General features: G+C 42.6%; 23 protein-coding genes. 8 read left to right on the top strand and 15 right to left on the bottom strand.

What is annotated here, in order from left to right; translation table 11 throughout:
• Positions 1-69: 69 nt before the first annotated feature.
• The gene (locus ABXS78_RS02665; RefSeq protein ID WP_366248799.1) at positions 70-786 is read left to right on the top strand and encodes an AzlC family ABC transporter permease; all 717 of its coding nucleotides are present in this window, start codon (positions 70-72) and stop codon (positions 784-786) included.
• Positions 783-1106, top strand: a complete 324-nt coding sequence (locus ABXS78_RS02660; protein ID WP_366248798.1) for an AzlD domain-containing protein — start codon at positions 783-785, stop codon at positions 1104-1106. The genes ABXS78_RS02665 and ABXS78_RS02660 overlap by 4 nt, the downstream gene beginning before the upstream one ends.
• A gap of 35 nt (positions 1107-1141) precedes the next feature.
• On the opposite strand, the gene hpaB is transcribed toward ABXS78_RS02660, so the two are convergent.
• Positions 1142-2572, bottom strand: a complete 1431-nt coding sequence (gene hpaB / locus ABXS78_RS02655; protein ID WP_366248796.1) for a 4-hydroxyphenylacetate 3-monooxygenase, oxygenase component — start codon at positions 2570-2572, stop codon at positions 1142-1144.
• Positions 2573-2882: 310 nt separating this feature from the next.
• Between hpaB and ABXS78_RS02650 the strand changes: the two genes are divergently transcribed.
• Both ABXS78_RS02650 and ABXS78_RS02645 read left to right on the top strand, forming a co-directional pair.
• Positions 2883-3842 carry an L-lactate dehydrogenase gene (locus tag ABXS78_RS02650; RefSeq protein WP_366249857.1) on the top strand — a complete coding sequence of 320 codons (960 nt, stop codon included), beginning with the start codon at positions 2883-2885 and terminating at the stop codon, positions 3840-3842.
• A 33-nt stretch (positions 3843-3875) separates the two neighbouring features.
• Positions 3876-5498 (top strand): L-lactate permease, encoded by a 1623-nt coding sequence (locus tag ABXS78_RS02645; RefSeq protein WP_366248795.1) that lies wholly within the window; start codon positions 3876-3878, stop codon positions 5496-5498.
• An 89-nt stretch (positions 5499-5587) separates the two neighbouring features.
• Here ABXS78_RS02645 and ABXS78_RS02640 read toward each other — a convergent pair whose 3' ends face one another.
• From ABXS78_RS02640 to ABXS78_RS02620, 5 genes are all read right to left on the bottom strand, one after another.
• On the bottom strand, positions 5588-6055 hold the full coding sequence (locus tag ABXS78_RS02640) for a GNAT family N-acetyltransferase (protein ID WP_366248794.1): 468 nt from the start codon (positions 6053-6055) through the stop codon (positions 5588-5590).
• 64 nt (positions 6056-6119) lie between these two features.
• The gene (locus ABXS78_RS02635) at positions 6120-6665 is read right to left on the bottom strand and encodes a hypothetical protein (RefSeq protein WP_366248793.1); all 546 of its coding nucleotides are present in this window, start codon (positions 6663-6665) and stop codon (positions 6120-6122) included.
• A 21-nt stretch (positions 6666-6686) separates the two neighbouring features.
• Complete coding sequence (locus tag ABXS78_RS02630; RefSeq protein WP_366248792.1) at positions 6687-7364, bottom strand: DUF554 domain-containing protein; 678 nt, start codon at positions 7362-7364, stop codon at positions 6687-6689.
• A 27-nt stretch (positions 7365-7391) separates the two neighbouring features.
• Positions 7392-8348, bottom strand: coding sequence for a LacI family DNA-binding transcriptional regulator (locus ABXS78_RS02625; protein WP_366248791.1), 957 nt, complete (start codon positions 8346-8348; stop codon positions 7392-7394).
• 214 nt (positions 8349-8562) lie between these two features.
• Positions 8563-9333 (bottom strand): TSUP family transporter, encoded by a 771-nt coding sequence (locus ABXS78_RS02620; RefSeq protein ID WP_366248789.1) that lies wholly within the window; start codon positions 9331-9333, stop codon positions 8563-8565.
• Positions 9334-9576: 243 nt separating this feature from the next.
• Here ABXS78_RS02620 and ABXS78_RS02615 point away from each other — a divergent pair, with 243 nt between their 5' ends.
• Positions 9577-10491: an iron-hydroxamate ABC transporter substrate-binding protein gene (locus ABXS78_RS02615; protein WP_366248788.1), complete on the top strand. Its 915-nt coding sequence runs from the start codon at positions 9577-9579 to the stop codon at positions 10489-10491.
• 106 nt (positions 10492-10597) lie between these two features.
• Here ABXS78_RS02615 and ABXS78_RS02610 read toward each other — a convergent pair whose 3' ends face one another.
• Together ABXS78_RS02610 and ABXS78_RS02605 are read right to left on the bottom strand one after the other, a co-directional pair.
• Positions 10598-11401 (bottom strand): type II CAAX endopeptidase family protein, encoded by an 804-nt coding sequence (locus ABXS78_RS02610; RefSeq protein WP_366248787.1) that lies wholly within the window; start codon positions 11399-11401, stop codon positions 10598-10600.
• A gap of 166 nt (positions 11402-11567) precedes the next feature.
• A complete protein-coding gene (locus tag ABXS78_RS02605; RefSeq protein ID WP_366248786.1) occupies positions 11568-12455 on the bottom strand; it encodes a LysR family transcriptional regulator in 888 nt (295 codons plus the stop codon).
• A 124-nt stretch (positions 12456-12579) separates the two neighbouring features.
• Between ABXS78_RS02605 and ABXS78_RS02600 the strand changes: the two genes are divergently transcribed.
• Positions 12580-13158, top strand: a complete 579-nt coding sequence (locus ABXS78_RS02600) for a LysE family transporter (protein ID WP_366248785.1) — start codon at positions 12580-12582, stop codon at positions 13156-13158.
• A 187-nt stretch (positions 13159-13345) separates the two neighbouring features.
• On the opposite strand, the gene ABXS78_RS02595 is transcribed toward ABXS78_RS02600, so the two are convergent.
• The 3 genes from ABXS78_RS02595 to ABXS78_RS02585 all read right to left on the bottom strand — a co-directional run bounded on the left by ABXS78_RS02595 (position 13346) and on the right by ABXS78_RS02585 (position 15319).
• Positions 13346-14092: an SDR family oxidoreductase gene (locus ABXS78_RS02595; protein WP_366248784.1), complete on the bottom strand. Its 747-nt coding sequence runs from the start codon at positions 14090-14092 to the stop codon at positions 13346-13348.
• 66 nt (positions 14093-14158) lie between these two features.
• Positions 14159-14488, bottom strand: a complete 330-nt coding sequence (locus tag ABXS78_RS02590; protein ID WP_366248783.1) for an antibiotic biosynthesis monooxygenase — start codon at positions 14486-14488, stop codon at positions 14159-14161.
• 123 nt (positions 14489-14611) lie between these two features.
• Positions 14612-15319 (bottom strand): Crp/Fnr family transcriptional regulator, encoded by a 708-nt coding sequence (locus ABXS78_RS02585; protein ID WP_366248782.1) that lies wholly within the window; start codon positions 15317-15319, stop codon positions 14612-14614.
• A 501-nt stretch (positions 15320-15820) separates the two neighbouring features.
• On the opposite strand from ABXS78_RS02585, the gene ABXS78_RS02580 reads away from it, so the two are divergent.
• The gene (locus ABXS78_RS02580; protein WP_366248781.1) at positions 15821-16057 is read left to right on the top strand and encodes a hypothetical protein; all 237 of its coding nucleotides are present in this window, start codon (positions 15821-15823) and stop codon (positions 16055-16057) included.
• Positions 16058-16208: 151 nt separating this feature from the next.
• On the opposite strand, the gene ABXS78_RS02575 is transcribed toward ABXS78_RS02580, so the two are convergent.
• The gene (locus ABXS78_RS02575; protein WP_366248780.1) at positions 16209-17636 is read right to left on the bottom strand and encodes an MDR family MFS transporter; all 1428 of its coding nucleotides are present in this window, start codon (positions 17634-17636) and stop codon (positions 16209-16211) included.
• Positions 17637-17685: 49 nt separating this feature from the next.
• Entirely contained in the window at positions 17686-18108 is a 423-nt protein-coding gene (locus ABXS78_RS02570) for a universal stress protein (RefSeq protein ID WP_366248778.1), read from the bottom strand.
• Between the two features lie 174 nt (positions 18109-18282).
• Here ABXS78_RS02570 and ABXS78_RS02565 point away from each other — a divergent pair, with 174 nt between their 5' ends.
• Positions 18283-18669: a hypothetical protein gene (locus tag ABXS78_RS02565; RefSeq protein WP_366248777.1), complete on the top strand. Its 387-nt coding sequence runs from the start codon at positions 18283-18285 to the stop codon at positions 18667-18669.
• Between the two features lie 80 nt (positions 18670-18749).
• On the opposite strand, the gene fetB is transcribed toward ABXS78_RS02565, so the two are convergent.
• Both fetB and ABXS78_RS02555 read right to left on the bottom strand, forming a co-directional pair.
• Positions 18750-19496, bottom strand: coding sequence for an iron export ABC transporter permease subunit FetB (gene fetB / locus ABXS78_RS02560; protein WP_366248776.1), 747 nt, complete (start codon positions 19494-19496; stop codon positions 18750-18752).
• On the bottom strand, positions 19493-20218 hold the full coding sequence (locus ABXS78_RS02555; RefSeq protein ID WP_366248775.1) for a phosphate ABC transporter ATP-binding protein: 726 nt from the start codon (positions 20216-20218) through the stop codon (positions 19493-19495). Before ABXS78_RS02555 ends, fetB begins: the two co-directional genes overlap by 4 nt.
• Positions 20219-20333: the final 115 nt, after the last annotated feature.

The following is a 20333-nucleotide window of genomic DNA, read 5'->3' as shown; positions in this document are numbered from 1 at the left end:
CTTTCTTCAGCAAAAGTTATTGTTCAATATAACGAACACATGTATAATATAACGAAAAGGAGGGGTATCATGCTTACTGATTCAGTCGGCAGGAATGATTCACTGTCTTTTGTCCAAGGATTTAGAGAATGTTTGCCCACACTCTTCGGTTATATCAGCGTTGGTATCGCGTTCGGTATTGTCGGTACGGCTTCTCATCTAAGTATGCTGGAAATCACGCTGCTTTCTGCTAGCGTTTATGCTGGTGCTGCTCAATTTGCAATATGTGCTTTGCTGCTTGCCGGCAGTCCTTTGTCTGCCATTGTCTTTTCCGTTTTCATTATCAATTTGCGTAATTTCCTGTTAAGTGCCACCCTTGCCCCTCATTTTACCAAAGAATCGTTACTGCATAACATAGGAGTCGGCGTTTTAATGACAGACGAATCCTTCGGCGTTGCCGCTACAAAGCTAAAGCATACCGGCAGTCTCTCTGCCAATTGGATGCATGGCCTAAACCTGACAGCCTACCTGTTCTGGAACATATCCTGTATATTCGGTACTGTTAGCGGCCAGTGGATTTCAGATCCGGCAGCATGGGGATTGGATTTTGCTTTGCCTGCTATGTTCTTAGGTTTACTCTTCTTACAGCTCGAGCATGTATCCTCAACTAAATGGAAGCTGTATGCTACCTTGATCATCTGCATGGTTGCTGCCATGCTTGGATTATCGCTTCTGTTTTCAACTCATGTCGCTGTTATCCTTGCTACCGTTATTGTCGCATCACTTGGGGTGGTGCTGGATAAATGATTGTGAACAGCACTGTGCTGGCAGTCATTGCACTTTCTGCCCTAGTTACTGTCATCCCGAGAATACTGCCGTTTATCCTTGTGCGAAATTTGCAGTTGCCTGATACAGTTATGAAATGGCTGTCTTTCGTTCCTGTCTGTATTTTGACAGCATTGGTTATTGAGAATCTGCTCATTCAAGCCGAAAACGGACTCACTATTGATTGGCCAGTATTGCTTATTCTGCTGCCGACAGCCATTATTGCATACAAATCGCGAAGTCTTTCCATAACAGTAGTCAGCGGTGTGCTGCTGATGGCAATTTACCGAAGTATACTGTAAATCAAAAAGGCCTCATCCATAGGATAAGGCCCTCTTCATGACAGCAAATCGTCTATCTTTTTCGTATATGGCTTAAAATCAACTGAGCCGTAGAATTGACCTATCAGCCGAACCGGATCTCCAAAAAAGAAATATTCATATAAAGTCTCCCTTGTTCCAAAAGAAGACATAACAAAGTCCCAAGCAAGCCGGAACAGCTTCACACGATCCTTCCCTAGCTTCGTCTTACTCTGAAGATAATGATTCAATTCTGTTCCTTTTTCTGATTTAAACGCGTGCAACGGCGGGATACTCATCATGCCGCTCGCTCCAAGCTGGTGAATAGTAGGTGCAATTTCAGGATATTTACGTGCAAATAGATTGGATGCCACCTGCAGCGGCTTTAAATCAGGACAGAACGTCCCCCATTGATCAGGTGCTGCACCTGCTTCTGCTTGCTGCAGAAGTGATTGAAGTACCTCTGCTAAAATGACTAGATTAGCTGCTTTTTCCTGAACATGCTGGTACTCTGAGATATTGATTTCTTCTATTATCGATTGGACAAGTCCAATGGCAAATTCCAGCTTAACAATCCGGCGGATCAACACTTGATGCAAGGTGAAGGCTGCGAAATTGCTTTGGTTTTTAAAGCTGCTTGCTACTGCGACATTATCATAATAGAAAATGCGCTCCCATGGAATGAGTACTTTATCAAACAATACAATTGTATCTATCTCTTCGTACCTGGCACTCAGCGGATAATCGGCTGTACTCTTCCCTCCGGCAAATGACTCTCTTGCCACGAACGTCAGGCCGTCTGCATTACTCGGAATGGCGAATCCAAACCCTCTATCCTGCTCAAAGCCGCCTGATGACAACACTACTAGTTCATCCGTAATACCGCCTTGCGTTGCCAACAGCTTTGCTCCTTGAATAATTATCCCCTCAGTATTACGGTCCACGATTTTAGCAGCAATCGGCTCATCACTCTGCTCAAAATAGAAATCGGCTCTGTTCACCTGAGGATCAATGAAAGTATGCGTCATCGTCAAATCATGCTGTCTGACATATTCATAATAACTTCGCAAGTGATTAGGGAAGCAGTTATCCTTTCCTTCCAATAACGAAGCGGAAGATGCTAGTGCCATCAGTACGGTATTCATATAATCCGGGCTGCGGCCAACCATACCATTTGTCTGTTCCGCCCAGCATCTGATCATAGCACTTCGCTTATTCAAATCGTCCTTCGTTTCAGGTTTGAGAAAGGAAAGACCATAACGCTCTCCTGTATCACTGTCCATATATGTCAAAACATCTGCGTAAGCAGGATCATGCTGCAAATCGTACAATCCTGCTTGTGTACGCATTACTCCGCGAAATGCACCATGCTTGGAAAGAGGTTTCTTCACAATTGATTTACCATTCAATACTTTGTTGCCTAACGCATCAATACTGGTTAGATAGGCATCTCCAGTTCTGATAGCCAAACCACACCCACCCCTGTCATTTTGTTATCCAAAACGGATAAGCCGTTCTTCTCATGCAGATACTAGAGCTGTTATTCTCCTTTTCGTCTTTCTATGACCGTACGTACTGCTGCAAGGAAGACGATCAAGATGAAAATACCGAAAGCAAACAGCATCGTAAACATGCAAAAAACCCCCTCAACGAAGAGTATTCCAATCGTTCACAATTTATTCAAAACAAAGGGCTTGATAAAGTTTGTGAAGTATTGCACAATATAGATATAAAGAATGTGAAGTTATTCACATAATATAAATCTTAAAAAAGGTGATGATCTACATGGAAAGAATCAATAAAGTAGCTTTAGTTGGTGCGGGATTCGTTGGGAGCAGTTATGCATTCGCATTGCTGAATCAGAATATCGTGGATGAACTAGTGATTATTGATTTAAATGAGAATAAAGCGATGGGCGATGCAATGGATCTGAATCACGGTCAAGCATTCGCCCCTCGCCCGACGAAAATCGGCTATGGCACTTATGCCGACTGCCAGGATGCAGATATTGTCTGCATTACTGCCGGCGCTAATCAAAAACCCGGAGAAACAAGACTCGATCTTGTGAGCAAAAACGTTAAAATCTTCAAAGGTATTGTGGATGAAGTCATGGCAAGCGGCTTTGATGGCATCTTCCTGATTGCCACAAATCCAGTCGACGTACTGACACATGCAGTTTGGAAATTCAGCGGTCTGCCTAAAGAACGTGTTATCGGCAGCGGTACAACATTGGATTCCAGCCGTCTGCGCTATATGCTTGGCGATTACTTCGGAGTTGCGCCGCATGATGTGCAAGCTCATATGATCGGAGAGCATGGCGATACCGAGCTTCCAGTCTGGAGCCAAGCGACAATTGGCGGTGTTCCGCTTGCAACAATGATGCAGACTGACAGCAAATATAAAGTGGAAGATTTAGATGAGATTTATGTGAATGTACGAGACGCTGCTTATCACGTTATCGAAAAAAAAGGCGCAACTTACTATGGTATTGCGATGAGTCTAGTACGCGTAACACAAGCAATCCTTGGTGATGAAAAAGCAATTCTGCCAGTTACAGCATATCTCGATGGTGAATATGGGGAGAAAGATGTGTATATTGGCGTTCCGACCATTGTCGGCCGTAAAGGTGCACAGCAGGTTCTGGAGCTGCCATTGAACGAGAAGGAAAAAGATCAGTTCAAACATAGCGCCGGTGTCCTTCGAAATATCGTGGAAACTGCCTTCCAGACTGTGAACTAACCCAAACCCCAGCAGAAAAGAGATGAGCATAACATGTGGATGCAAGCGTATGATCCGTTTGGCAATGAGTATGTTAGTGCATTAATCGCCTTTTTACCGATTCTGTTTTTCTTGATTGGTTTGACAGCATTCAAAATGAAAGGAATACTTGCCGCGGGACTGACGCTGGTTATCAGCTTCGCCGTAGCGGTATTGGTCTTCCAGATGCCAGCACTCAAAGCATTATCTGCTATTGTTCTTGGTATCGGAAACGGTTTATGGCCGATCGGCTATATCGTCATCATGGCAGTGTGGCTGTATAAGCTGGCTGTCAAATCCGGAAAATTCGATGTGATCCGCGGCAGCATCGCAAGTATTTCGCAAGACCATCGTTTACAGCTCTTATTAATTGGTTTTAGTTTCAATGCATTTCTAGAAGGAGCAGCCGGCTTCGGCGTACCGATTGCCATTAGCGCCGCCCTTCTTACACAGCTCGGTTTTAAACCGCTTAAAGCTGCTGGTCTTTGCTTGATTGCCAATGCAGCATCCGGAGCATTCGGGGCCATCGGGATTCCTGTCATTACGGGGGCTCAGCTTGGCGGCATCAGCAGTCTGGAGCTTTCCCGGACACTTGCCTTGATCCTGCCTCCGATCAGTTTTCTGATTCCGTTTCTGCTCGTTTTTATCCTGAACGGATTCAAAGGAATTAAAGAAACGCTTCCCGCTTTGCTTGTACTGAGCGGAACATATACAATCATCCAAACAGCAACAATGATTTTCATAGGACCAGAACTTGCTAATATCGGTGCTGCACTTATCAGTATGGGTGTCCTGTCCCTCTTCCTTCGTAAATGGCAGCCAAAGCATATTTATCGGGAGAAAGGTGCCGAGGTTCAAGAAAAGCCCGAGAAGTATACAATGGGACAAGTGGTCAAAGCTTGGTCACCGTTTTATATCCTGACTATCGTCATCGCCTTTTGGAGTGCACCATTCTTCAAGAATTTATTTGCACCAGAAGGTCCGTTGGCAGGCTGGATAGCCTACTTGAAAATGCCATATTTGCATCAGGAAGTGGTCAAGATTGCTCCAATCGCTGTTACGGATACACCGATGGATGCCATCTTGAAGTTCGATTTCGTTTCTGCAACAGGTACTGCTATTCTCGTGGCTGTCATTTTGACTAGTCTGTTCAGTAGAAATATCAACTGGAAATGTGCAGCAAGCGGACTACAGGAAGCAGCCAAAGAGCTTTGGATTCCGGTTCTTACAATCTGTTTTATCATGGCGTTTGCAAATCTATCAAACTATGCTGGACTAAGTGCTTCCATAGGTTTGGCCTTAGCCAAAACAGGCAGCCTGTTTCCATTATTCAGTCCGATACTCGGCTGGATCGGCGTTTTCATCACTGGCTCTGTGGTTAGCAATAACGCACTGTTCGGTACACTGCAAGTCGTCACCGGCAGCCAAATCGGTACAAGCTCAGCACTGCTCCTATCCGCCAATACAGCTGGCGGTGTCATGGCCAAACTCATCTCACCGCAGTCCATCGCGATCGCAACAGCAGCTGTAAAAGAGACAGGGAATGAATCAACTTTGTTTAATCAGACAATTAAGTACAGCTTGCTGCTGGCCGGATTCGTATGTGTGCTGACCTTTGTTTTATCTCTATTCTTGTAAAAGAAGCGTGCGCAAGTTAATGCGCACGCTTTTTATATGTAATGAAAAAAATAATGACTGAACTTGATCAAGGTTTAAGCTGGACTATATTACAACGTCTTCTCCATATCCATCATATTTCTGAAACCCAGATCTTCGTACATCCGTCTCGCACTGGAGCTGGACCATAATCTTGCCCGTACGGCTCCCTTATCTTTTAGCCAGTCACATACTTCCTCTACTAAACGAGAAGCCAATCCATTTTTTCGATGAGTGGGTAGTGTATAGACTGCTATAACCCATCCGAATAGCGATTTCTCTTCACTCAAAGGAAATGTATATTCTTCTCGAATCAGGCCGCCAGCACAAGCAACTATTTCATTTATCTCGTCTGTGACAACCTTGAACATTATATTTCCTGCATCGAATTCCTTCTCGAATATAGCTATGACTTCCGAGACTCTTTGTGAACTAGGCACAGGTAGACCGTCTACCTCTCCCATTTCCCTTGTCATTTGAAACCAGTAGTTCCCTATCAAAGGCAATTCTTCTCGGTTTGCCAGTCGCGTTTCATACATTGTATTTCTCCACTCCTTCAATAAACCATGTATGGCTGTTGCCCTATATTCCGCTAGTAGTCCATCATCTCCACACACTTTTATACTTTTTCTTATACTTTTCTTCCTCGACTGTCTCAATCAAATCCATCGCCGTTTGCTTAATAGCTTCATCTTCCAACTGGTCATACAGATGTTTCATATTCTGCAGAATATCAAAACGAATTAACGTATAATTCTTTTCATTCGTAGCATTTTTAAAACGATCGATCATATATGCCATAACCAAGTCTTTTTGTTCAGCACCGGCAAGACCGACTTTCCAAAATGATTGCAGGCTATGTCTGGCAGTAACGAACTTCTCATCCTTGGTCACTTCCCAAAGCTGAGGCAAATCTGTAAGCATTCTATTCTCCGGATCACTCTTTGCTAAATTAGCTAAATATTGAGCTGAACGGGAACGTTGATGGTTATCTTTATCCGTCAAACCTTCCAGCAAGTCATCCCAGACCTCATATGCCCAATCCACTTGTTTTTCTGTCGCTTGCATTATGTATAGATATGCTTCATAGCTTTCTTGCTTATCCTTGGATTTCGATTTTATAAATGCCTCTTTTACCTCTCCATCCATGCTACTCCTCCTTAATCCTGATTAAAAAATCTTTAATATCAAAAAGAAGACAGGCGGTACAAGCAACGCTGGCAGGAAGTTCATTGTCTTGAATTTCTTTATCCCTAATATGCTTAAACCTGATGCCATGATCAAGACGCCGCCGACTATGCTTACTTCATTCAGCAGATCCACATTCACCGTACTTTCCAATGCTTTTGCCACTAAATAAATCGAACCCTGCCATACGAATAAAACCCCTGCTGATAATGCTATTCCAAATCCAAAGGTTGACGCCAGGACCAAAGACGTAACAAAATCCAGCATACCGTTTGCAAGCAAGTAGGAATAATTACCATGCAGTGCGGCTTCTACTGGGCCTAGTATAGAAAGAGATCCAATGCAGAACAGAAGAATTGCTGTAGACAGACCTTCCGCCAAATTCGACTTGGTAAACTTCTTTACAACGTTCGTAAACCTTGCATCCAGATCCAGTTTTTCACCGACTATCGCTCCGATCGCCAAACTGATAATGAATAGGACAGAATATTTACTGTCCGGCAGATGTCCAACTATAGCGTTGACACCTAATGCCAGTGCAGCTAATCCCATTGCCTGCATGAGGATAGTTTGATATCTATCTCTCATACCTTTCTTAAAGACAGTCCCAAGTGTACTGCCGATGATGATCATTGCTACATTGAATATTGTTCCAAACATAATTTCTCCTCCAAAAACATAAGAACTTCACACCGTTTTCCGCTTGATTAGTTTAGTATGGAATAGCTTCTGGTTCGCATCCTTCTCCATAACTTGCTGGAATAGATGCTCTCCCATTTCCTCCAGCGGCAGATGCATACTTGTAATACCCATCATTCGGGCCATTGGAAGGTCATCGAATCCGATAATGGCCAGCTCTTCCGGAATACGTAATCCAACCTTATTTGCATACGTTATCACGCCAGCAGCAACTTGATCGCTTGTTATAATCATCGCCGATGGCGGATCTTCCATCCGCTGCAGCTTTTTTACTATCGTCTCGCCATCCTCAAAATATAGCATCCTATCGAACACATAATCTGAACGATATGGCAGTTTTCTTGCTGCAAAGAAATCCCGGTAAGCAGCATTGCGGTTCTTACTGCTCGTCCCATCGAGCCTGCTCACGGAATAGCCGATCTTAGTATGTCCTTCCTCATATAGATAGGAGAGTGCGTCCTGGAAAGCCTGATAATGATCGACATACGAAGATGACAATTCCTCCGGTACCTTCTCGCATACAACAATCGGTCCATACTGTTTGTAAGACTTTATCAAGGACAGCTCACAGCTGCGCGAACAGATGATGAGTCCATCGATCTGCTTTTGCCGGAGCATCTGCAATGCCTCTTTTTCCCTCTCTGTTTGATAATCTGTCTGTATCAATACGAGCTTGAAGTTATGCTTGAATGCCTGTCTCGCTATTCCTTTCAATAGACGTGCAAAGTAAGGATGATCCGAAAAAGGCAGCACTACACCGATTAACTCTGTTTTTCCAGTTTTCAGATGTACCGCATTTACATTCTTTTCATATCCAGTCTGTCCGATCGCCTCCAGCACAGCTTTCCGCTTCTCCTCACTCACATAAGGATGATCATTGAGCACCCGGGATACAGTCGTCACCGAGACACCAGCCATCCTGGCTAAATCCTTGATTGTCGCCATATGTACTCCCTCTCGCTATGTACTTGATTACAGTATAACGCTCCGTGTTTGAAAAAAAAACTTGACCTGGTATCGTTTTCAGCAAGTAACCTATCGTTAAAGGTGCTGGAAACCAGAGCGTAATCCTTTTGACAGAGCGTGATCTGGTACGGCACTTTTATCTGCTAACATGACGAATGCTACATACAAATCAAAAAGGCCTAATCGGCCTTTTTTACATGATTTCCTTTATGTAGTCATATACGTTCTTCACAATCAGTACAGTCGTTACAACAATAAACAGAATCCGTACATACCCGCTCCCGCGTCTAATCGCAAAACGTGAACCAGCAATTGATCCAAAAATACCTGATATCCCCATAATAAGACCAATAGCGTAGTGTACTTGACCCAAAATCATAAATAAAATCAGCGCGGATACATTACTGCCGAAGTTCAACAGCTTTGCGCTTCCTGCTGCACGAAGGAAATCCAAGCCGATGAACAGGAAGGCGAACATAAGGAATGAACCTGTTCCTGGTCCGAGAAAACCGTCATAGAAACCGATAAACGTCAGGACTGCTGCAAAAATAAGCAGTCTTTTTGGCGTTAATCTTTTGTAGGTAGAAACGCTGCCCCAGTCTTTTTTTATGATCGTATAAATAGCAACAGCAATCAGCATTATTAGCATGAGCGGCTTGAATAATGCTGGATCGATAACGTGTACGGTCCATGCTCCGAGCATTGAGCCGATGAAGGATAACGGAAAGAACTTCATAACCGATTTTAAATCCAGATTGCCAGATCGATAGAACATGAGCGTGCTTGTAAATGATCCCAGCGTTCCGGCGAGTTTATTCGTTGCCACAGCGGCAGCAGGGTTCAGTCCCGCAAACAGCAATGCCGGAATCGTAATCAGCCCGCCTCCTCCGACAACAGAATCAATGAATGCGGCAAGAAATCCGAAAAGAATAATGAGCAAAATCGTGTCTAATTCCAAATGCATAAAGTCCTTCCTGCCCTTTCTCTAAAAGAATTTATTACTACCATAATCTTACCATAAGAAAAAAAGGCTTGTAGGTGACTTTAACGTTCAAAATTTATATCAACCAGCCAGACAGATCTTGTATGAAATCAAAATCAGCAATTGAATATCTTATTGACATTCGGCTGGAATCATTCTATTATTTACCTAATTGATATTGATTATCATTATCATAAACAAAACAGCAGAAAGCAGGAATATAAAATGAAAAAAGCACTAATTGCTATAATCGGTCTCTTCCTTCTCATTCTCAGCGCATGCGGTTCTTCAGAGGAATCTACTGCCTCTGGCAGCGAAAAAGAGACAAAAGAAACCTTTACATACGAATCTGAAACAGGTCCCGTTGAGGTCCCGACTGATCCAAAAAGAGTTGTAGTCTTAGCATCATATGCTGGTGATGTACTTTCCCTTGGCGTTAATATTGTCGGTGTAGATCAATGGGCGAAAAGCAGCCCTGTTCTTGCAGACGGGTTAAAAGATGCGGAAACAGTAAGCGAGGAAGATGTTGAAAAAATCCTTGAACTGAAGCCTGATCTGATCATCGCTGCCGACACAACAAAGAATCTGGATAAGTTCGAAGAAATTGCCCCTACTGTCACGTATACGTATAACAAAGTCGATTACCTAACGCAGCATGTCGAAATCGGAAAGCTGCTGAATAAAGGTGATGAAGCACAGCAATGGGTCGATGACTTCAAGGAACGTGCGAAAACGACAGGTGATGAAATCAAAGACAAAATTGGCGAGGATGCAACTGTCACTGTGATGGAAAGCTATGAAAAAGGCATGGGCGTGCTTGGAGACAGCTGGGGGCGCGGTACAGAAGTCCTTTATCAAGCAATGGGACTTTCAATGCCGGATAAAGTAAAGGAAATGACTGAAAAAGACGGCTATACGATGATTTCCTCAGAAGTACTTCCTGAATATGTTGGCGATTATCTTGTTATCAGTGAGTATAGCGATCAAGATAATTCATACCAGGAAACAGAAATGTTCAAAGAAATACCTGCTGTAAAAGAAGGACATGTTTTGACTGCAGATGCGAATGCATTCCTGTTCAATGATGCATTGACTTTGGATTATCAGCTGGACTTCTTCGAAGAACAGTTCTTGAAATAATTTTGAACGTAAAAGAAGCTGTTATTCTTTTAAAAGGAGCTTGGACATCCAAGCTCCTTTTTTGTGCACAATTCTATCCGCCTTTTGCACACCTATGGGAGTAAACTCAGTCAAATGCTAAAGCAGATCTTTTTCTACTTAATAAGAACAAGTATGTAAGTAAAATCATATTAACAACGAATACAATAATACTTCCTTCCATTTTATATACACCACCTGCTATCCATTCCACACCTTGATATGTGCTGTTTAACAGTTTTGGATAATCGCTTACCAAAGATACGCCTCCTAAAATGATCGCACCGATTGTGTTCCAAATGAAGTGAGCAAGGATTGGCGCTGCTATGGTACCGGTGTATTCCAATAGCATCGTTACAAGCACACTCATGGAAATAACATTTAGAACAGGGATGATCCCCGCTTCAAAAGCACCGCCATGCATAGCAGTAAATAAAATCGTAGTTAAAATAGTTGCAGTGGTCGTATTATATCTACGTTTCCATAATTGATACAGATAACCTCTGACAAGCAATTCTTGCATAATCGTATTAAACAGTGATGCCAAAATCCAAATCCATAAGTAATCAACATGATACACACCTTGAATATGCATGGTCTTTGTGAGTAAAAGCATTGCTGCCACACTGCCCAGCCAGAAAACTCCAATAACAGCACCCACCAGAATGTTTTTAGGTAAGTTTACAGTTACAGGAACTTTTATTTTCTTCTTTTCTATTAGAAAAACAAAACAAATAGAAAATAAAACTACTGCAGCAAGCGGTGTAAATTCCCACCATAATCTTAGCAGTGCTGGATTATCTGTCTGTAAATCAGGTGTAAAAGAAATTAATATTGCCCAACCTATAAAAAAGGTCAGTGTCTTTACTATTGTACTTATCAGCTTTTTCATATTCTTTCCTTTCTGCTTTTTTTTACTGAATTGTTCAATCACTATCGGTACCTGTAGGAAAAACTTAAAAATCCCCTGTAAATTTTAGCATAAATTTCCTTTAATAAATCAAAAAAATAAACTGCTGATTATTTCGCAGTTTATCTTTTTCAGGATAGTATTCGTTTTATGTGACGTCTTCCGCTTGATTATCAGAAAGTTTCAGCGTTAGCTCCAAGAACTTATCCACAGCTGGTGAGTGCCAATTTTTCGACCTTACCATCATATAAGAGTAAATAGGTTTGAAGCTCTCTCCATGTTCCAATAGCTTCAGAGTCCCACTCTCTATTTCTTTTTCCACTGTAACGAGCGGAAGTGCCGCAAATCCCAATCCGCTGGCTACAACTTTCTTAATGGCCTCAAGACTCCACAGTTCCATCGATTGGAATCTAGGTATATCCTGTTTGATCAAGTGCTCCTCAAACATCACCCGGTAGCTGCAACCTTCTTCATTTGTTACAAAACAAGCTTCTGTTCCCTTGTAATCATCGAAATGTGCCTTTGCTTCCGGAGCAGTTACCAAGATAATCTCTTCTTTATGCAGCTTATGATATACATAGTTATCCGTTTCAAGCTCCGGCCACAGCATGAATGCCACATCCACGTTCCCATTCATCAGCTCTTTTTGGTTATCCCCGCATGTACCATTACTTAGTTTGATTTTCACTTCTGGATATTGCATGGAATAAGCCTTCAGTATTGGACCTAGTCGGGAAATAGTGAGCGATTCCGGCGCAGTAATTTTCAGCTCTCCATTCACCCTGTCATCATTCAACTTCTTTATCCGCTGGTAGGAACCAAGTAACTCATCTACCATTCCTACTAATTCCCGACCTAAGTCTGTTAAATGAAGCTCTCTTTTTACATACGAAAATACCGGACCACCAAGCTGCTGTTCCAGAGCCTGAATATGCGCTGTGATGGTAGATTGTGTATATCCCAGTTTTGCAGCTGCGTTCGTATAACTACCTACATCCACGATTGTGCGGAAGGTAATGAATTGCCTTATCTCCATCGCCGCTCCCCCTTTATCGAAAATATCAATACTATCTATTTGTAATTTCAATTTTACCGATACCAATTTTCATCATACAATGGGTCATGTTAATCCGCAATCGTAAAAAGGAGAAAGATCATCCATGAGTCTTACTGCATTTTTTTCTTATATTATCATCACTAGCATTACACCTGGTCCAAGTAATCTGCTGCTTATGAATGAATCACGAAAACATGGGCTGAAGGGAGCTTGGAAATTTAATAGCGGTATCGTTGCAGGATTTATTTTATTAGGTATTATCGGAACGGTACTAACGAAGACAGTATATAGCTGGATTCCTGCTGTAGAGCCTTATCTTAAGGTTTTAGGAGCTGTATATCTGCTGTTTATTGCCTATAAAATCATGTTCGATAAAAGTAAAAAAGAGGAGGATGCAATTGAGCGCCCCTCCTTCCTTTCCGGCTTTCTTTTCCAGCTTATTAATATCAAAAGCATCCTATACTTCGTCACGGCGATGTCGACTTTTATCTTGCCTTTCAAGGCTTCCATTTCCTCGGTTGTCCTGTATGCAGCCGTAACTATCATCATTGGCTGTTTAGGTCTCCTTTTATGGGCTGCCTTCGGTTCGGCATTCAAAAAATTCTTCAACAAATATACAAGATCGATTAATTTCATTATGTGTTTATTGCTTATTTTTTCTGCCATAAGTATCTTCAAATGACAGATTGTCAAGCTAAGTGCGACAGTTGACAGTTGACGATGGTTGATGAGGCGAATAGCTTACGCTAGTTCCTCTTACGACACCGAAGCGAAAGGCAGAGAGATTATATACTCCTCTGCCTGAGTTGATACATGGGCTTATTAGGAACTGCTTAAATAAACGACGACTCATCCCTTCTGATTCACGGTCAGACTTGAGCCATCCCGCCATCTACAAACAATTCGATGCCGTTCACATAGCCGCTTTCCTCCGAGGCCAGAAACATAACCGCGTCGGCAATCTCCTCCGTCTTGCCCATGCGGCTTAGCGGAACGGTATTCTTCGCTGATTCAAGGACTTGATCTACCGCCTCGCCAAACATATCATCATAAGCAGGAGTATGAACGCCGCCAGGGCTCAGTACATTAAGTCGAATCCCTGTACCTTTCAAATCCATTATCCAGCTCCTCGCCATCTGACGGAGAGCCGCCTTACTACCTCCGTAGACACTAAATCCTGGATCGCCGATCGTACCAGCCGTCGATCCCGTTAAGATGATGGTTCCTGTCATATCTGGAAACAGTGGCAAAGCCTTTTGTATGGTGAATAAAGTACCCTTTACGTTCACTCCGAAAGTCGTGTTGTACTGCTCTTCCGTAATTTGACTTAAGGGTAGAATGCTGCCAATTCCAGCGTTTGCAAAGAGAATATCCAGATGTCCTTTCTCCTGCTTAACCTTATCAAACAGTTTGTCCAAATCCTTCAAATTAGAAATGTCACCTTGAACTCCGGTAACCCGTTCACCAAGCAATTTTACAGCTGCTTCCAGCTCCATTTGTCTACGGCCGGTAATGAATACGTAGGCCCCTTCGGAAACAAATCGTTGTGCCGTCGTAAGTCCGATACCGCTTGTTCCTCCGGTGACAACTACTACCTTTCCTTCAAATCTCCCCATATCTATATGCCTCCCATAATATTTTTGTATCGTCCCAGACCTTAAAACGTTAAAGTTTCAACTTCATCACGCATTCGTTATATGACTTCCCCATTCGCCCGTCGGTTGCAACCAGCTGACGCTTCTATCCACAATTAGATCACCCAGTCTTCCTTCGTAATTCTTGCGGTATGGTTTAACAAATTCTTCTGCAAGCCAGCTATCTCTCGTGCCTTGCCATGTTTCATAAATGATCAAGTCATCCGGTTGATCCAGATCGTCTGATACAATGGCACTAATAAATGCCTTTTCGGATGACATCTCCTCAATAAGGGAAGATAGCTCCTTGCGGAATTCTTCTTTTTTCCCTGGTTTAGTTTTGAATCGAATATTGAGTTGAACTTGTTGATTGGACATGTTGACTCCCCTCCTATAAGTTTCCGTTACGCCATTTATCATAAGGCTAGATGAAGAATTCATCAGTAATGTAGATTACGCCGAAAGCATACATTTGAATGGAAATTCATACGAGTCTTGAAATCAAGCTAGTTCTTTCATCGCTTTTCCGATATGAACCATGACCATTCTACGGCTGGTCACGATAATACCTTCATTAGATAGTTCTTGTAAGATAATCGATACCGCTTCTCTTGTGGCACCGATCATATTGGCCAATTCTTGATGAGTCAACGGAATATCTATTTTTAGGTATCCACTTTCTTCTATTCCGAACTTCTTAGATAGTCGGTGGAGAAAGTAAAGCACTTTACCACGGAGATCCCTGAAAACCAATTTTTCCACCAATTCCTCCTGATCTCGCAGGCGTTTGCTTATTTCTGATAAAAATCGTAAAGATAATTCAGGATACTTTCTTAAGAGAGGTTCGAATTGTTCAGTCGGAATCGAAAAAACAATCGAGTCTTCCATCGTCTCCACATAAGCCCCTGTTGTGCCCAATGAAAACGTTTCAACTTCACCGAACATGCCGCCTTCACTTAGGATGCAGACCGTATGTTGTTTGCCGTCCGAATTGGTTTTGTACAAGCGAAGTTTACCGGCAATTACGAAAAATAAGCCCTTCCTTTCATTTCCGGGCGTCTGAAGAATAGAATTTTTTGAAAGCTTATACGTAATTGATTTTGTTACCAATTGTTCGATTTCACGGATAATTTCTACCGGAAGCGATTCAAATATCTTTATTTGTGGCAAAAATGATTCTATATTTTCCATCGCTTTAAAATGTAACATACTGCCTCTCCTTTCAATGTTGCGAATGACATCCGTTCCTCGTGTAACATAATCTATAGCGGAGTGTTACATTCATCATAAATTACATTAAGTTAATTTTCTGTAATCCAGATTACAAAGCTTTTTTCATAGAATTTAAAGAGGAATAAGAACCTCACCAAGTTCCTCACTTTTTTAATGCGCTTCATTAAACAGAGCCTCCCACATAAGGACACTATCCTCATAAAATGCTTCCCAGTCCCTTCAGAGATCTCTCCTGCTTGAACCCCTATATCTAAGTGCTTGTTTATATTTATTTTAAAACTAGTCAGTTCTGCCATCATAGTTAAATCGTCATACTTTACTTCTCCTATATTTGCGTAATAAAAAATTGATCTTTAGTCTTTAGATCTTACACTTTCATTTTTTCACAAATCCATTCATTGGGCTACTTTGTTTTTAGCTATAGCATTTAATATTACACAATCCGTCAAATGAAAAAAACATCCTGTCACCGGCAGGATGGGTATCTTATTATATTTAACTATAAAAGCATTTGAAGAATTCGGTCCAGACTGGGTTATTGGAATCGGCGGCAGTGCTGCCAAAGCGATGTGGGTGTTCTACGACCACGTAGAAGACATGTCTGCTAATGCAGTTACAGATCCATGTACTGGCACAAATCCGAGTGAGACATCTGTTGAGCAAATGAAACAGCTATATATTGCTGCCCTTGAACGCAAAGACGTAGACTTCTAAAAAATAACCTCTGGAGCATTTGATTGCTTCAGAGGTTATTTTTTTAATTCAATTTTAAGGATTCTCCTTTTGACCAGGCCAGTTTCCCGGGAAATGCTTTCCCCTCTAACCATCAATCTACGTTCCGTACTATCGGTTACTTGATTTTACTTCAACCATTGGATACTTCTTCGGCTTTGTGTTCCTGCTTCTTCTCTGTTTTATAACGCATAATGAAAGATATCGGCACCATAATGAGAATCAATATTCCGGAAAATACAAAGGCCTCATTGATTGTCTGCAAGCTCGCCTGTTGGGCTGCTTCTCCTGCAGCTGTGAGATGTGCTCGGCGCACTTCAAAGTAGATACTGAAGAAGACAATACCGAAGGCGGATGATATTTGCCGTAACACATTGTTCATCGCAGAGCCTTGGGATACAAGATGTTCTGGAATGTCGTTCATCCCTGCAGTCGTAGCAGGCATATTGCTGAGACCGAGACCTGCACCCCGAAGCATATTGATTACCAGGATCAGCCAGAATGGTGTAGACAGACTAAGATTCCCAATCAGGAAAGTGGCTATAGCCAAAATCAGCAGCCCAGGAGGCACTACCCAGCGCGGCCCTTTTTTATCTAAAAGCTTTCCGCCCAATGACATCATGGCCCCGCTGAATAATGCTGCCGGTAAGAATAGGAGCCCTGTCTGGATCTCACTAAGTCCGTAGACATTCTGAATCAATAATGGCAGCAGGAATATCCCAGAAAATAGTCCAATGGACGCTGTCGCTGTTACAAGTATCGAAACTGTATAGCTTGGATTACGGAACAGTGAGAGCTCCAATAACGGCTGCTCTTTCCGCCGCTCATAAAAAACAAAAATTGCAATAGCTAGTATCCCTGCTGCTATCAGCGCAAGGTTAGATGCTGATACAAGCACTTCCAGTGTCTGTCCGCGGCCCAGTGCGTACAGAACCAAACCGATACCAATCGTAACGAATACAAAACCGCCCTTGTCGAAGCGGCGCTTCGGATCAGCGGCTGTGGATTTCAAGTAACGACTAGCCATCAGTAAACCGAGAAGGCCGAACGGCAAATTAAAAGCAAATAGGAACGGCCATGGTAAGTAAGCAATCAGCACACCGCCAATCGTCGGGCCGATTGCTGGAGCTACCATTGCCGCTACGCCATATACACCGACTGCAAGTCCGCGCTCCTGCTTCGGGAAGGCCTGGAATATGAGTGCCATTGATATCGGCATCATCAATCCACCGCCGATTCCTTGAATAAAACGCGCCGTGATGACAAATGGCAGACTGCCGGAGAAAATACCAAAGATGGACCCTGCGAGGAATACAACAAGACCTAATAAGTAAATACTTTTTTTCCCGAACCGATCCCCAAGGTAGCCGGTAACAGGCATCGTCATACCCATTGCAACCATGAAAATCGTCAGTATCCAGCCGACACTGACAGCATTGGCATCGAATGTAGAAATCAATGTTGGCAGCGCCGGATTCAGCATACTATTGTTCAAAATAACAGTGAAAGTCCCAAAAAGGACAGCTACAACGACCAACCACTTGGATTCTAGTTTACTCACATGCATACTCCCAACTGTTTTTGCGTTTCACTCCAGTTGGTAACGCTTCCTATTTTACGACCAACACTGGGCAATTCGCTCTTTTGATCACTTCTGTACTTACACTTCCAACTACAAGCTTCTGAAAGCCATTTAAACCTCTTGTTCCTATTACAACCAAGTCAAACGCACCATTGTTTGCCTTATTGGCAATTGTTCTACCCGCATCTCCACGTTCGATGGTACGGGTATAGGGAATATTCGCATTCTGCAGTACCGCTTCATTTGACTGGATACGAAGTTCTCCGTCCCGGTTCCTATCATCCGGCTTTACCTGCTGCAGAACAATCTCGCTATTTTTTATATCTTGTATGACATGGGTAACTTCCAGCTGTACAGGCTTTGTGCTGGCCTGACAGATTTTGATTACTTCTTCTGTCGCTCTCATTGAGTGCTCTGAACCGTCGACAGCCAATAGGATTTTCTCATACATACTAGCGCCTCCTACAACTATGATAGTAGCCTTTTCCCTTAAAACAGCGCTAACAAACGAGGAGTCGCTATTACTTCGATACCCGAAACTTATCTGTATGATATTTACAATATCATTAAAATTCCTTTTATAGAAGTGTGAGATGATAAAGAAAAGACTTTAGGGGGATTTTGCTTGCTTGCCAATACCATCCGTTTCCTTATCATTTTTCTCTTGCTTACCGGAGTCACTGTCTGGATATTTGCTGCTTTCAAACCTTTTAAGCAGGATGCACTTATTGAAGATACTATAAGACAAATCGAAGTGTATGTTCCAGAAGCCACTAATTCATCTGTGACGGTTACAGATAAGGAGCGGGTCGATTATATACTGAAATGCATCAATACATGCAAACGCGATGAAATGCGTCCTGAAGCTTCCTATTCAGCCTTTGATGCCACAGTGATTCTATATGGGGAAGAAGACGATTATGAAATCGGCATTTGGCAGGGAGGCAGTACGGTCAGTTTTGTGTATGATGGCACTATAATCGATAGTGTGTTTGAACCTTTTCCATTGTAATACAAAAAAAGCCGTCCTTTTTATATAGGCGGCTTTTCTTGCGGTATTGACAACTTCATGTTCGCTGCAGAAACGATTTTCTAATCTATAACCTGCATTCGTTCATTAAACTTCGTTGGATAAGACAAGAAGCCTAGCAGGGTACTTGTCACAATGGCTGTTGTAAGCAGCAGGAAGAGAATCAGGAGCTGGAACATAACTGCCTGGAGCGGATCTGCTCCGGCAATGATTTGACCGCTCATCATACCTGGCAGCTGAACTAGCCCAATCGTTTTTTGGCTTTCTATCGTGGGAATAGTACTTGCCTTAATGGATGCCAGCAGGGAGCGTTGAATTGCTTGCTTCGGTGTGCCGCCCAATGAAAGGATAAGCTCTGTTTCCTCTCTTCTGGACGCCACTTCTGAAGTGAAGCGATTCAAAAACAAAATACCTAGCACCATAGAATTCCCTATAACCATTCCGCTTAATGGGATGATATATTGTGCAGTTGGAGGAGTAATCTGAAGTCCTAAAAGAATCCCTTGTGTCAGTACTTCGATTACAATGAATGTAAGCACCAGTTTCCATGTAATGCCTCTGATAGATGCTCCTTTTTTTCTTGCATTTTGTACTGCTGCACCGATCATGAGCGCCACCATCAGGAAAATATAAAGGATATTACCGGAATCGAAGATAAACTGCAGCACATAGCCAACTGCAAACAGCTGGATAATGGAACGGACTGTTGCAATGACCGTATCTTTTTCGAGTCCCAGTTGTAATGTCTTAGATAAGAAAAGTGGAATAAGGACAAATAACAGAGTGAGTAACAAAGCAAGTGCATTCATTTTTCCTCCTCCATGACAAAGTGCTTAACGGCATCATTCTCTGGATGGTCAAGTATGGCAATCGGTCCTGCTTCGGCAATCGTGCCATTTATCATGACCCAGACTTCATCTGCAACCGTTTTTGCTTGTTCCAAGTTATGCGTGATCCAGATGATCGTCGTTCCATTCTCTCTATTGACCCGCTTCATCAGATTCTCAATATCCTGCCTAGAAACTCGATCCAAGGAAGAGGTGATTTCATCCAGCAGTAAAATCCCCGGCTCATTCAGCAGTGTTCTAGCAATAGAGACCTTCTGCTTCTGCCCGCCTGATAAATCCCTGCTATTCTGATTCAAGATATCAGGTTCCAAGCCTACCAACTGTATCATCCGCTCTGCCTCATCATCAGACAGCTCCTTTTCAGAGAGCTGTAATGGCAATGCCAGATTATCACGAACGCTTCCTTCAAGCATGATTGCTTGTTGGAGAACAATACCGACATGACGACGTAAGCTCACAGGATCAAACGTTACGATTTCCTTCCCATCAATCAGGATATTTCCGCCTGAGGGTGACAGTAATCCATTGCATAATCGAAAAAGTGTCGTTTTCCCTGCGCCTGATGGGCCGATTATTGCTGTAATCTTCCCCTTTGTGAACGCACCTGTAATATCATGGATGATATGGTTTTTCTCCGTTTCATACGTCACATTCTCTAATGTGATGGCTTCTTGATGCTCCATGCTTACACTTCCCTTCAGCTTACATTTCTTGTGTCTCTGCCTGATCTTGATTTAGCCGTGAATAATACGATAAAAACATGAATTGATTCCAGTTTGACTTTCTAAAGAAAAAGCA

Origin of the sequence: Terribacillus aidingensis, assembly GCF_040703035.1 — a bacterium.
Classification (GTDB): domain Bacteria; phylum Bacillota; class Bacilli; order Bacillales; family Amphibacillaceae; genus Terribacillus.
This window is presented reverse-complemented; position numbering and strand designations above follow the sequence as displayed.

Excerpts from the sequence above, each read along its gene's own strand:
- ABXS78_RS02665 (WP_366248799.1), top strand. The coding sequence starts at position 70 with ATGCTTACTGATTCAGTCGGCAGGAATGATTCACTGTCTTTTGTCCAA.
- ABXS78_RS02660 (WP_366248798.1), top strand. The coding sequence starts at position 783 with ATGATTGTGAACAGCACTGTGCTGGCAGTCATTGCACTTTCTGCCCTA.
- ABXS78_RS02645 (WP_366248795.1), top strand. The coding sequence starts at position 3,876 with ATGTGGATGCAAGCGTATGATCCGTTTGGCAATGAGTATGTTAGTGCA.
- ABXS78_RS02640 (WP_366248794.1), bottom strand. The coding sequence starts at position 6,055 with ATGTATGAAACGCGACTGGCAAACCGAGAAGAATTGCCTTTGATAGGG.
- ABXS78_RS02635 (WP_366248793.1), bottom strand. The coding sequence starts at position 6,665 with ATGGATGGAGAGGTAAAAGAGGCATTTATAAAATCGAAATCCAAGGAT.
- ABXS78_RS02630 (WP_366248792.1), bottom strand. The coding sequence starts at position 7,364 with ATGTTTGGAACAATATTCAATGTAGCAATGATCATCATCGGCAGTACA.
- ABXS78_RS02625 (WP_366248791.1), bottom strand. The coding sequence starts at position 8,348 with ATGGCGACAATCAAGGATTTAGCCAGGATGGCTGGTGTCTCGGTGACG.
- ABXS78_RS02620 (WP_366248789.1), bottom strand. The coding sequence starts at position 9,333 with ATGCATTTGGAATTAGACACGATTTTGCTCATTATTCTTTTCGGATTT.
- ABXS78_RS02615 (WP_366248788.1), top strand. The coding sequence starts at position 9,577 with ATGAAAAAAGCACTAATTGCTATAATCGGTCTCTTCCTTCTCATTCTC.
- ABXS78_RS02610 (WP_366248787.1), bottom strand. The coding sequence starts at position 11,401 with ATGAAAAAGCTGATAAGTACAATAGTAAAGACACTGACCTTTTTTATA.
- ABXS78_RS02605 (WP_366248786.1), bottom strand. The coding sequence starts at position 12,455 with ATGGAGATAAGGCAATTCATTACCTTCCGCACAATCGTGGATGTAGGT.
- ABXS78_RS02600 (WP_366248785.1), top strand. The coding sequence starts at position 12,580 with ATGAGTCTTACTGCATTTTTTTCTTATATTATCATCACTAGCATTACA.
- ABXS78_RS02595 (WP_366248784.1), bottom strand. The coding sequence starts at position 14,092 with ATGGGGAGATTTGAAGGAAAGGTAGTAGTTGTCACCGGAGGAACAAGC.
- ABXS78_RS02590 (WP_366248783.1), bottom strand. The coding sequence starts at position 14,488 with ATGTCCAATCAACAAGTTCAACTCAATATTCGATTCAAAACTAAACCA.
- ABXS78_RS02585 (WP_366248782.1), bottom strand. The coding sequence starts at position 15,319 with ATGTTACATTTTAAAGCGATGGAAAATATAGAATCATTTTTGCCACAA.
- ABXS78_RS02580 (WP_366248781.1), top strand. The coding sequence starts at position 15,821 with ATGGGTATCTTATTATATTTAACTATAAAAGCATTTGAAGAATTCGGT.
- ABXS78_RS02570 (WP_366248778.1), bottom strand. The coding sequence starts at position 18,108 with ATGTATGAGAAAATCCTATTGGCTGTCGACGGTTCAGAGCACTCAATG.
- fetB (WP_366248776.1), bottom strand. The coding sequence starts at position 19,496 with ATGAATGCACTTGCTTTGTTACTCACTCTGTTATTTGTCCTTATTCCA.
- ABXS78_RS02555 (WP_366248775.1), bottom strand. The coding sequence starts at position 20,218 with ATGGAGCATCAAGAAGCCATCACATTAGAGAATGTGACGTATGAAACG.